This window comes from Methylobacter sp. Wu1 (assembly GCF_036553575.1).
In the GTDB taxonomy this organism is placed as follows: Bacteria; Pseudomonadota; Gammaproteobacteria; order Methylococcales; family Methylomonadaceae; genus Methylobacter.
The window spans coordinates 18,915-31,398 of the sequence record NZ_JAZHOC010000048.1 but is presented as its reverse complement, the minus strand read 5'-3'; the positions used below and the strand labels follow the sequence as shown (position 1 = coordinate 31,398).

Below are 12,484 nucleotides of genomic sequence, written 5' to 3'. Positions count from 1 at the left end.
CGCTTCATCGTCTTTGCCTACAGCGCACAACGTGAGCAATGAAGTCCGTAATTCCCCTTACTGTTTGCTGTAAAAAACACTATCTCTGTAGATATCATGCGCATGCCGCAACAGCACCATGATCACTGAGGCTACGGGCAAGGCCAGCAGTATTCCCAGAAAACCAAACAGCTGCCCGCCAGCCAAGACCGCAAAAATGACAGCCACCGGATGCAGGCCGATTTTATCGCCGACCAGCAGCGGCGTCAGCACCATGCCTTCCAGAGCCTGCCCAACCATGAACACAATGGCGACCGGAATCAGATACATCGCATCCTGAAATTGCACTAAGGCAGCCAGACAGGCCATGACGATGCCGACAATAGATCCCAGATAGGGCACAAAACTGACCAGTCCCGCCACCATGCCTATCAATAAAGCCAGATCCAGCCCTGTTATCCACAGCCCGATGCTGTAGACTCCGCCCAGAGCCAGCATGACATAAAACTGGCCGCGCACAAACGCAGCCAGCACTGAATTGACTTCGGTAGCCAGCTTAACTGCCGTCGGCGCAATGCGGCGCGGCAACAAATCATAGATATTGGCGACCAGCTTGTCCCAATCGCGCAGCAGATAAAATGTCACCACCGGAATCAACAGCAAATTCATGAGCCACGCCGCGATGACGGCGCCAGAATGCGTCAGCGAATTCATGACCGTAGCGGCGATACCGCCGGCTTTCTGCCAATGGCTTTTGAATACATCGATCAGCTCGTTGATCTCGATTGGCTTGATATCCAGACCAAGCTGCTGTTGAGCCCAGGGAATAACGGTCTGATTCAGCCAGGCTGCGTAAGCCGGCAGGTTGCTGATGAAGCGCGTGACCTGATATTCCAGCTGCGGGACCAATAGCAGCAAAATCAGAACCAATATCAGTGTCATGACCGAAAACACGACAATGACCGAGTTGGTTCTCGATAAGTGGTAGGTTTCGAGCCTATCAGCCAACGGATCGCCAAGATAGGCCAGCATCGCGGCAAAGGCAAACGGCATCAATACCGGCGCCAGCAAATAAATCAGCCAGGCGCCAACCGCGATAAAAGCAAAAATCAGCCATTTTTGTGAATCAGTCATTAAGAACTCCATTTATATAATTATCAGCTTATTGCGATTACTGGCCATCCGGCTGTGCTTAGAGGAGCATAAGCAAGCACAGAATTCCAGCCGCTGCACCAGACTCATGCTCAGGCTTTCCTATGTTCGATAGGGCACAGACTTTACTAGAAATAAAACTTAACGTTTAGGCATCTCCAGTAATCATATGAGGTGGCAATAGAGATCTATAAACGCTCAAGTTTGCATCTTAAGAAGGACTCTGAATATGAATATTATTAAAGAATAGTCTGGAATGCATGACTTCTTTTCCTCGCAGAGGAATCATTATTGCGCGCTCCATATCAAGCACTTCAAAGGCCATTAGCGCGGCATCTATCCGCATCATGTCTTTCAAACCCATGCTGAAAAATAGTTTGAGTGAGGCCGTAGTACCATGAATAAAAACGAAAACCTATTCTACAGCTTTTGGCAGGGAGGCTATGAAGGCGCGGATCATATCAACAGTTGCGCGCATCCGCTCGATATGAATGCCAGCAATCAGCACAGAACGCACGTGCGCGAGGATTATATGCTGCTGCAGCCTTTCGGCCTTCGCACCATACGTGAGAGCATCGGCTGGCGCCTGGCTGAGCCGACCCCCAATCACTACGATTTCAGCTTTCTGGAGCCCGTGATCGAAGCCGCTCAGGAGTTCGATCTACAGATTTTGTGGACGCTGTGCCATTATGGCTGGCCACAGGATATCGATATTTTTTCTCCCGAATTTGTCGAACGTTATGCCCGTTACGCAGCCGCCGCCGCGGAATTTCTGGCACCGTTCAGTAAGGGTGAACCGATTTACACGCCGATCAACGAAATCTCGTTCCTAGCTTATGCCACTTGCGAAACGACGCTGATCTATCCTTACGGGACTCACTTGCGCGCGCGCAGCGTGGAATTCAAACGCCAGCTCGTACGTGCTGCGATTGCGGGCATGGAGGCCATCTGGAAAGTCGACCCGCGCGCCCGGTTTCTACATGTGGACCCGCTCATTCATGTGATTGCGCCCCGGGGCCGCCCCGACGTGGTAGAGATAGCCGAAACCGTGCGTCTTTCACAGTATCAGGCTTGGGATATGCTGTCCGGCTCGATAGAACCGGAACTGGGCGGAGCATCCAAATACCTCGACATCATCGGCGTCAATTATTACCACAGCAATCAGTGGGAGTGGGAAACGTTCAACACTCTGTTCTGGCATTTGAAAGACCCGCGCCGCCGGCGATTCAAGGATATGCTCCTGGAAATCAATGAGCGCTACGGCCGCGGCCGGCCGCTGGTCATCGCCGAAACCAGCCATGTCGGATCGGGCCGCGGCGAATGGATTACCGATATTACCGAGGAAATCATACAGGCCGCGCATGAAGGCTTAGTCCTGCAGGGCATCTGCCTCTATCCGATACTGGACAGGCACGGCTGGGAAAATCTTGATCACTGGCATCGAAGCGGTATGTGGGACGTGCATCCCGATGCCAAGGGCAACCTCGTGCGCGTCATGGACAAACCCTATGCCAAAAACCTGATCGAAGCCCAATGGAAACTCGCGAAAACGCCCTATTATCAAGCGTTTCAGCCTCATGATGATCATTACATCTTCTGTCAAAATCTCTAGGAGGTTGCATGACGACAATTATTGTTTTTTCGCATCTACGCTGGGATTTCGTATTTCAGCGCCCGCAGCAGCTCATGAGCCGGCTGGCCAAAAAATATCAGATCGTGTTTTTCGAAGAGCCTGTTTTTCATAACGGCAAGGCGCACTGTGTTCACTACGAAGCGGCTCCGAATGTGCTGGTCGTACAGCCGCATACGCCGATATCGTCGCCAGGTTTTCACGATGACCAACTCACAGCATTGACACCCTTGGTACCTGAACTGATCTCTGAATTGAAAATCGAGGATTACATTGTCTGGTTGTATACGCCTATGGCGTTACCCTTGATTAACCAGTTGCAGCCCAAAGCCATAGCCTACGATTGCATGGATGAGCTGACCGGCTTTCTGAATGCGCCGCGGCAATTGGTACAGCGTGAGCATGCCTTGCTTAAAGCGGCCAATGTTGTGTTCACAGGCGGCGTCAGCCTCTACAATGCGCGGCGCGACAAGCATCCGGCCATTCACTGTCTGCCGAGCAGCGTTGATGCAGAGCATTTTTCGCGTGCCATTGACCGCGACATTGCCCATCCGGCGCAGCAACATCTCGGCGGTCCACGCCTGGGTTTTTTTGGTGTGATCGATGAGCGCCTCGATTTGAGCCTGATTGCAGCACTTGCCGATAGTCATCCCGAATGGCAGATTGCCATGGTTGGCCCCGTGGTCAAAATCCCCGAAAGTTCGCTGCCGCAGCGGCCTAATATTCATTATTTCGGGCAACAGGCCTATGAGCAACTGCCTCATTTCCTGGCCGGCTGGGATGTCTGCCTGCTGCCTTTCGCGCTGAACGATGCAACCCGTTATATCAGCCCGACCAAAACACTGGAATACATGGCGGCTGAGCTGCCCATCGTCAGCACGCCGATCAAGGACGTCGAAGAACCTTACGGCCATCTGGTCCACATCGCTGCTGACGCTGAAGCCTTCATCGCCGCATGCGAGACAGCACTTAACGAAAGCCCTGATCGGCGGCAGGAACGACTGGTCGGCTACCGTAAAGTGCTGGGTGAGACATCTTGGGATCGCACTGCGGATACGGTCGCCCGCCATCTCGAGGCAGCCTGTCGGCAGGGCCTGAATGAAACGGCGCGCCTGATGCTAACGCCGTCGACCAGCAAGCTCCAGCCCCAACACTTCGACAATGTCATTCTCGGCGCCGGGCCGACCGGGCTCGCAGCCGCGTATTATCTGCCAGAGAATACGCTGCTGGTAGAAAAAAACGACCATGTCGGCGGCTGCTGCCGTTCCATCAATGAAGCGGGCTTCACGTTCGATCATGCCGGCCACATCATGTTCTCCAATGACAACACGGTGCTGGAACTCTATGACAAACTGCTCGGCGCTAACATGCACTGGCAGAACCGAGAAGCCTGGGTGTACAGCAAAAATGTCCATACCCGTTACCCGTTTCAGGGCGCACTTTACGGACTGCCCGTCGACGTGATCAAGGAATGCATCATCGGTGCCGTTGAAGCCGCCCGGTTCGGCAAGCTCGATACCAGCGCGGCCGATACACCTCCTAAACAAGCCGCATCGTGCAAGACGGCGCAACTGAATGACTGCTGCGCGGACGGCATCCAGGAAGCGACAGCGCCGCTGGCCTTTGTGCCTACATTGAAATCAACGCAACCTGCCGCGCAAAATTTCGAGGACTTTATCTATCAGACCTGGGGCGCCGGGATCGCCAAGCATTTTGCCATTCCCTACAATCGCAAGCTCTGGGCGGTGCCGCTCAAGGAAATGGAAACCTCGTGGCTGGGCGGACGGGTACCGCTGCCGAACCTGGAAGAGATGATCGAAGGCGCGCTGCAGCCGGTCGCCAAGCCCATGGGACCTAATGCGCGCTTCGGCTATCCGTTGCGCGGCGGCTTCCAGGCGCTCATGGAAGGTTTTCTGCCGCATCTCAAGGGAAAACTCCAGTTGAATACGCAGGTCGCTGCAGTGTCGCCTTCGCGCAAGACCGTGACCTTTAACAATGGCCGTACCGTCGGCTATGATCAGCTCATCAGCACCATGCCGCTGCCGGCGCTGGTCCGTGCCATAGGCGATGAAGCGCCCGACCCTATCAAGGCGGCCGCCAAACGGCTGCGCCATGTCTCGGTCCGTTGCGTCAACCTAGGGATAGGCCGCGAAGCACTGACTGAAAAGCACTGGATCTATTATCCCGAGGACACGGTGTTCCATCGCATTTTCGTCCAGGGCAACGCCAGCCCGCATTGCAATCCCGAAGGCGGCTTCGGGCTTACTTGCGAGATCACCTATTCGCCCAGCAAGCCGTTGCCTTGCGATGGCGATGAGCTGATCAAACGCTGCATCGAAGACTGCATTGCCGTGGATATGATCCAGCGTGATGACCCGGTGATCGTCGCCAATCAGGTGGATATTCCGTATGCCTATGTCGTCTATGACCATGCCCGGGCCGAAGCGGTGGCGACTATTCGGGAATGGCTGACGCCGTACGATATCTTGTTGGCGGGACGGTACAGTGAGTGGGAATACTACAATTCCGACCACGCCTTCCTGGCCGGCAAGCGTGCGGCAGAAGCGGTGCAGAAAAAACAGCTTGCCTCGGCAGCGTTAAAAAAGTGGGCGAAAGCCGGCGATTCAGTCATGCGTGAGCGGCACCTATGATGACTGGCACGTACGCAGTGTTACATTAAGGAAAGAGGAATTGATGAGTATTTTGTATAACCACGAAGAACACGAATTTCTTATTTTTTGTTCGTGTTCTTCGTGCCTGTCAATCTGCTTAAGCTGAGCAGAGCATCTGGCCAGCCAATCATGGCGCCTACAGGCGGCTTAGATTTTTTTCTTGATGATGACTTTATCGTCAATGATGAGTTCTGAGATGCCGCCCAGATTCAGGCTCAATGTGCAGGATGCCGTTTTAAACCCATCCTTGTTTTCGCCGACCCACTTCAGCGTAATATAGCTGTCTTTGTCGCTCTCGGTTTCGGAAGGGAAAAATACCTGTTCGCCGGTATGCTGTTTGATCGCCAGCGGGCACTTGGTATTCGCCATCGACTGCATAGCGGCATAGGTTCTGATCTGTGAAGCGGCCTCCATTTGCTCCGGAGACTGGCTTTTATTGGCGCCGACCATGATAAAGCCGATGACGAAGAAGCCCACTACGGCTGCTATTAATTTAGTTGTTTCACTCATTTGCGTTCTCTTGCTGTTTTAATAATGACGCGCCATTAATGGCGTTACTGGGTATTACCATACGGATTCTATGCGAATTGCCATTCCTCGGCAATGGAAAGAATAAACGCTGAAGGGGTCTGTTTTCGCCTTAAAATTCAATCCCCTGCTCGGCTTTAATGCCTTGTTCATAGGCGTGTTTGATCTTGATCATTTCCGTGACCGTGTCGGCACAGGCGATGACTTCAGGCGCGGCATTGCGGCCGGTCAGAATCAGATGCATCCAGGCCGGCTTGTGCTGACGGATGAAGTCGGCGATCTCCTGACCCGAAATCCAGCCGTAGCCGCAGCAGTAATTGACCTCATCGAGCAAGACCACATCGTATTCGCCGGAAGCGATTTTCTGCTTGCTGAATTCCCAGATCTCCCGACTGGTTTTGATGTCCTGCTCCGGATTTTTGGTGTCCCAGGTAAAGCCGTCTCCCAAGGCGTGCCATTCGATGTTGTCGAAGCGCTCGGCGGCCTTTTGCTCGCCCGTTTGCCATTGTCCCTTAATATACTGGATCACGCAGACTTTCATGCCCCAGCCTGCGGCGCGAAACACCATACCCAGCGCACTGGATGACTTGCCCTTGCCTTCGCCAGTATTGACCACGACCAGCCCGTGCCGCCTGTCTCTTGTTTTCATAAAAACCATTCCATAATCTAATCACTAATTTTAAAAAAACCATACACATACGAAGTCAGGAAGCTGCACATTTCTATATGGCGCGCCGCATCACCCGATGCACAATCAAAACATTTCTGAAGAGCGTTATCCTGCTCGCGTCTGGGAAAATGAAACTCATGCCGTCGAACCCTCCGGTTACAGTTTTTTCGCAGCCGGAATGCATCCCAGCCAATATGCTGCTGTTTTTATGCATTTTTCCTGGTTAATAGTTTACTCTTTACCGAGTTGTCCTTGAAATTTGCAATTCAGACCCGGTTCGTCATATTCCTTGACAACTGTAATGATTGATCTTCTGGACTCCAAGTGAACTTACTGACCATTCAGGGCATCGATAAAGAACATTTCGCCGAACTGTGTTCTATTCAGACGGTCTAGAAGGTATATGCAAAGTTGATCAACTATTCTAATTTTAATAGGGAGATCGCTGTGACTTGCCCTTACCCCCGCCCTCAATTGGTACGTAAGCATTGGATGTCACTGAATGGTCCTTGGCGATTTATATTTGATGAAGAGCGCAAATTCCGGCAACCATCAGATATCTCCGAATGGCCGCTGGAGATTCTGGTGCCGTTCCCGCCGGAATCGAAAACCAGCGGTATCGGTGATCGCGGTTTTCACCCCGCCTGTTGGTATCAACGTGATTTCCATATCAAGCCCGAAGACGGCCGCGTTCTGCTACACTTCGGCGCTGCCGACTATTTCTCCAAGGTGTGGGTCAACGGATGCCTGGTCGTCAGCCATGAAGGCGGCCATACGCCTTTTTTTGCCGACATCACGTTTGCATTAAATGAATCCGGCGACCAGACGGTGACCGTCTTTGTAGAAGATGACCCGCATGAACTGGCTAAGCCGCGCGGCAAGCAGGATTGGCAACTGGAGCCACATTCCATCTGGTATCCACGCACGACCGGCATCTGGCAGACCGTATGGCTAGAGCGCGTGGGCCGCAGTTATGTCAGCAAGATCCGCTGGACGCCTCACATGGAAGAATTCTCGATCGGCTTCGAAGCACGCGTCATAGGTGGCAATACGACAGGCTTGTCCGTAGAAGTCAAGTTACAGCATCAGGACCGCATACTGGCTTGGGATAGTTATCATGTCATAGATGGCGATGCAGATCGGCGCATTGTCCTGTCTGATCCCGGCATTGATGATTTTCGTAATGAACTGCTGTGGAGTCCGGAGCGACCGACCCTGCTCGATGCCGAAATCCGCCTGAAGCGAGGCAACGAGGTACTGGACGAATTTACCTCCTACACGGCATTGCGCTCGGTCAATATCCTGCGCGATCGTTTCATGCTGAACGGACGGCCATACTTTTTAAGGCTGGTGCTGGACCAAGGCTACTGGCCCGATACTTTGCTGACGGCACCTAATGACGATGCCTTACGGGCCGATATCGAATTGGCCAAAGCAATGGGCTTCAATGGCGTGCGCAAACACCAGAAGATCGAAGACCCGCGCTATCTGTATTGGGCCGACAGGCTGGGCCTGCTGGTCTGGGAAGAAATGCCTTCGGCTTATCAATTCACGCGCACGGCCATCAAGCGTTTGGTGCAGGAATGGACTGAGGTTATCGAACGCGACTTCAGCCACCCCTGTGTCATCGTATGGGTCCCGTTCAATGAATCCTGGGGCGTGCCGGAACTGACTACGCTACAGGAACATCGCAGTGCCGTCGTCGCGCTTTATCATCTGACCAAAACCTTGGATGTAACCCGGCCGGTTATCGGTAATGACGGTTGGGAAAGCAGCGCGACCGATATTCTCGGCATTCACGATTATGATTTCCGTCCGGATCATCTCAGAGTGCGCTATGGTGTCGAAGCAAACCCCGAAATGCTGTTCGACCGCCGGCGTCCTGGCGGACGCATTCTGACGCTGGACGGCTACCCGCATCGCGGTCAGCCGATTATGTTGACTGAATTCGGCGGTGTCGCCTATGCCAAATGTCCTCAACCCGGAGTGGAACAGACCTGGGGCTACTCGGTCGCCCATAGCGACGAGGAGTTTATTCGAATGTATAAAGGTCTCATCGAAGTCATTACCGAGACATCATTGTTCAGCGGCTTCTGCTACACGCAATTTTCCGATACCTTTCAGGAAGCGAATGGTTTGCTGTGCGCGGATCGCACGCCTAAGCTGCCGCTGGAAACTATTGCTGATATCACACGGATGTCCAGCACACATGTTCATGGAGGCGTCTGATCATGTATATGCACGAACTAACTAAGCCGGATGGCCGGCATCTCTGGCTGTACAGCCAGCATCCGATGGATGAACTGCCTCCAAGCGCTCCCAGCCCATTCCCGGAATCGCTGCAGGCTAATCCGCATCTGCGCTGGCATCCGCTGCGCGCCGAATGGGTGACCTATGCCGCCTATCGGCAAGGGCGCACGTTCTTGCCACCGCCTGAATATAACCCGCTGGCCGTCACTGTAAAGGCCGATAACCCGACTGAACTGCCGCCAGGCAAATGGCAAATCGCCGTCTTTGATAATCGCTTTCCATCCCTGAGTCTAGAAGCGCATTCAGCGCCTGACTTAGTCGTGCCGACACGCCCTGCAACCGGCAAATGTGAAGTCGTCGTGTTTACGCAAGACGCCCATTCCTCACTGGCTAAGCTGCCGCTCGCGCATATTGAGCTGTTGTTTCAGGTCTGGGCAGAGCGCACACAGCAATTGGGACAACATCCTGGTATTGCTTACGTGCTGCCGTTCGAGAACAGAGGCGCCGAAGTCGGAGTCACGCTGCATCATCCACATGGACAAATCTATGCCTATCCGATCGTACCTCCTGTACCTGCCCGCATGCTGCATGAAGAGCTCAGCCACTACCGGCGGCATGGCCGCAGCCTATTGTTCTCGTTGATCCAACAGGAACTGCATGAAGCGAGACGCATCCTGTACCAAGGCGAGCACGCGGTCGCTTTCGTACCGGTTTGCGCACGTTACCCATATGAAGTCTGGGTTGCGCCGGTCGAGCCTGTGCCCAGTTTTGCCAAGCTGAGTGATGTCCAAGGTGCTGATCTCGCGCGTGCATTGAAAACCGTACTGATGAAATATGACGCCTTATGGCATCGGCCTTTTCCTTACATGATGGCCTGGTACCAGGCTCCGACCGATGATCAAGCCCACCCTGAAGCGCATCTGCACGCCGAGTTTTATCCCCCTTATCGCACGGCGGATAGATTGAAATACTTGGCCGGTACCGAACTGGCCGCCGGTCTGTTTGCCATGGATGTCCTGCCTGAAGATAAAGCGCGCGAACTTCAGAATATCGCCGTCGATATTGAGTGCATGCAACCATGAAGACATTCGCCGCCATATTTGGCACACATCCTACGGCCAGCGCTGAAGCGCCGGGACGCGTCAATTTGCTCGGTGAACATACTGATTACAACGATGGTTATGTGCTGCCGACGGCGATCCCCCAATCCACGCACGTCCTACTGCGCCCTAACGAGGGCAATATTTTCAGGGTTTATGCGGCTAATTTGAACCAGTTTATAGAATTTAATATGGTTGCGATGCCGGAGGAGCATTTTGGCCATTATATTTACGGCTGTCTGCGCCAAATCGAAGAACTCGGGATCGATATACCGAAATTGGATATTTATATCTCATCCAATGTCCCTATCGGCCTGGGCCTGTCTTCTAGTGCGGCTCTCGAGGTGGCAATGCTGCGAGCTCTACGCGTGCTGCTTTCACTTTCACTGGACGATGTTCAGATTGCCCAACTCGCTCAACGTGCCGAAATAGACTATGCGGGCGTCAATTGCGGTCTGATGGACCAGATGGCGTCCAGTCTGGCCAGCGTGGGCTACATGCTATTCCTCGATATCCGCACATTGGAGCGCCAAAAGCTGCCGCTACCGGCTGGCGCGGAAATTCTGGTCCTCGATTCAGGCATCATACGCATGTTGGCAGGCAGCAAATACAACGAACGCCGCGCCGAATGCGAAGAGGCGGCAAGGTTATTGGGTGTACCCGCATTGCGCGACGTGCTGGACCCGAGCCTGACCGATCCCTTGCCAGAGCCGTTATGCCGACGGGCCCGCCATGTCATCAACGAGAACAACCGCGTGCTGCGTGCGCGTGAAAACATCAGTGCCGAGAAATTTGGACAACTGATGAATGATTCGCATGAAAGCTTGCGCGACGATTACGAAGTTTCGATACCCGAGCTCGACGAGCTGGTGTCGATTCTGCGGTCTCAGGATGGCGTATATGGGGCACGACTCACGGGTGCCGGCTTCGGCGGCGCCTGTGTTGCTTTATGCGAGCAAGGCGCTGCGCAGCATATTGGACTGGAAACTCTGAGGCTTTACAACCAGGCCGGCCACAGCGGGCGAATGCTGGTACCAAGGCCGCCAACATAACCATATGCCCGCTACGAAACAGCGTATCGGTTCTACGCATGACGGCCACACCGTTGATTGCTACACGTTGACCAATGAGACCGGCATGACTGCAAAGATCATGACCTATGGCGGCATTCTGTTATCGCTGCACGTACCCGACCGGCAAGGCCGCCTCGAAGATGTTGTGCTAGGCTTCGATACACTGGAACCTTATCTGGGCGAGCATCCTTATTTCGGCGCACTTATCGGCCGGTATGCCAACCGCATTGCCCGGGGGCATTTTCGCCTGAACAACGTGGACTATCAATTGGCCTGCAACAATGGCCTTAATCATCTACATGGTGGTCTGATAGGATTCGACCGGCGCATATGGCATGCGCGACTATCTGGGCCAGAGGCAGAACCGCGACTGGTATTGAGCTACCTGAGTTCGGAAGGCGAAGAAGGCTATCCCGGCAATCTGCAGGTCGAAGTGACTTATACGCTGACCGTGCGGGATGAGTTGCGGCTCGACTATCGGGCCAAAACTGATATGCCCACCCTCATCAATCTGACCAATCACACTTACTTTAATCTGGCAGGATACGGTACGGTACTGAACCATCAGCTGCGCCTGTTGGCTGATCGCTTTCTGCCGGTCGATGACACGCTGATTCCTACTGGCGAGCAGGCCTCTGTAGCCGGTACTGTAATGGATTTCCGGCAATTAACGCCCATAGGCTCGCGCCTGCAATCAGGCGATGAACAATTGCGCCGAGCAGAAGGCGGTTACGACCATAACTGGATAGTGGCGAGAGAATCTGAAGGCTGCGAACTTGCCGCTGAAGTTGTGGAACCGTTGAGTGGCCGGCACATGAGTGTCTACACCACGCAGCCCGGTATTCAGTTTTACAGTGGCAATTTTCTTGATGGCCGACTGCGAGGCAAAGGCGGCCGGTTTTATGAAAAACATGCCGGCTTCTGTCTTGAAACCCAACATTTTCCTGACTCGCCCAATCATCCTGCATTTCCCTCGACACAGTTGCAACCGGCCGATAACTACCATCACTCAACCATCTACCGGTTTGATGCCGGGCTGCGGCCATAGTGTTTTTCCGTCAACACAATGGCGCCTTATCAGCACGGGCCGGTTTCTATATTAACGGTGGATAAGCTCTAAAATAAGATCAAACCCGGCGCTGAAAGACCTTATTGGTGCAAAAACAGAGACATTGCGCCTTACTGATGCACTCAATTCGCTGTTGTCCATCCGCCCGAAAAAGGCATTCATACCTTTCTTATTGCTTGCCGGGACTTGCCTGACAAGACTTGGGACAATTTTCATGACTATGATCCAGTTTATGGCATGCCTATTGCAGAGATATCAATGTCTAGACAAAAATTCGGAACCTACCGTCATTAAAGGTTAATAAATTTTATTTAAGCTGCTGGCTGTAGATTGTTATATCCCTTAAATCACAAGGTGAAGT

At 53.3% G+C, this 12,484-nt stretch carries 10 protein-coding genes; 6 read left to right on the top strand and 4 right to left on the bottom strand.

Annotated features, from left to right (window positions below):
* Positions 1-57 precede the first annotated feature (57 nt).
* Positions 58-1,113: an AI-2E family transporter gene (locus tag V2P20_RS07870; protein WP_331817680.1), complete on the bottom strand. Its 1,056-nt coding sequence runs from the start codon at positions 1,111-1,113 to the stop codon at positions 58-60.
* A gap of 415 nt (positions 1,114-1,528) precedes the next feature.
* On the opposite strand from V2P20_RS07870, the gene V2P20_RS07865 reads away from it, so the two are divergent.
* Positions 1,529-2,743, top strand: a complete 1,215-nt coding sequence (locus tag V2P20_RS07865; RefSeq protein ID WP_331817679.1) for a beta-galactosidase — start codon at positions 1,529-1,531, stop codon at positions 2,741-2,743.
* Between the two features lie 8 nt (positions 2,744-2,751).
* Positions 2,752-5,412 (top strand): FAD-dependent oxidoreductase, encoded by a 2,661-nt coding sequence (locus V2P20_RS07860; RefSeq protein ID WP_331817678.1) that lies wholly within the window; start codon positions 2,752-2,754, stop codon positions 5,410-5,412.
* 168 nt (positions 5,413-5,580) lie between these two features.
* Here the strand turns inward: V2P20_RS07860 and V2P20_RS07855 are convergent, their stop codons facing one another.
* Complete coding sequence (locus tag V2P20_RS07855) at positions 5,581-5,943, bottom strand: hypothetical protein (RefSeq protein ID WP_331817677.1); 363 nt, start codon at positions 5,941-5,943, stop codon at positions 5,581-5,583.
* A 130-nt stretch (positions 5,944-6,073) separates the two neighbouring features.
* The gene (gene cobO / locus V2P20_RS07850; RefSeq protein ID WP_331817676.1) at positions 6,074-6,610 is read right to left on the bottom strand and encodes a cob(I)yrinic acid a,c-diamide adenosyltransferase; all 537 of its coding nucleotides are present in this window, start codon (positions 6,608-6,610) and stop codon (positions 6,074-6,076) included.
* 513 nt (positions 6,611-7,123) lie between these two features.
* On the opposite strand from cobO, the gene V2P20_RS07845 reads away from it, so the two are divergent.
* From V2P20_RS07845 to V2P20_RS07830, 4 genes are read left to right on the top strand one after another with little or no spacing between them, the layout of a single operon-like run.
* On the top strand, positions 7,124-8,860 hold the full coding sequence (locus tag V2P20_RS07845; RefSeq protein ID WP_331817675.1) for a glycoside hydrolase family 2 TIM barrel-domain containing protein: 1,737 nt from the start codon (positions 7,124-7,126) through the stop codon (positions 8,858-8,860).
* Between the two features lie 8 nt (positions 8,861-8,868).
* Positions 8,869-9,963 (top strand): galactose-1-phosphate uridylyltransferase, encoded by a 1,095-nt coding sequence (galT, locus tag V2P20_RS07840; RefSeq protein ID WP_331817674.1) that lies wholly within the window; start codon positions 8,869-8,871, stop codon positions 9,961-9,963.
* Positions 9,960-11,033, top strand: coding sequence for a galactokinase (gene galK, locus V2P20_RS07835; RefSeq protein ID WP_194969797.1), 1,074 nt, complete (start codon positions 9,960-9,962; stop codon positions 11,031-11,033). The genes galT and galK overlap by 4 nt, the downstream gene beginning before the upstream one ends.
* Before the next feature lie 4 nt (positions 11,034-11,037).
* Positions 11,038-12,102 (top strand): aldose epimerase family protein, encoded by a 1,065-nt coding sequence (locus tag V2P20_RS07830; RefSeq protein ID WP_331817673.1) that lies wholly within the window; start codon positions 11,038-11,040, stop codon positions 12,100-12,102.
* A 51-nt stretch (positions 12,103-12,153) separates the two neighbouring features.
* Here the strand turns inward: V2P20_RS07830 and V2P20_RS07825 are convergent, their stop codons facing one another.
* On the bottom strand, positions 12,154-12,339 hold the full coding sequence (locus tag V2P20_RS07825; protein WP_331817672.1) for a hypothetical protein: 186 nt from the start codon (positions 12,337-12,339) through the stop codon (positions 12,154-12,156).
* Positions 12,340-12,484 lie beyond the last annotated feature (145 nt).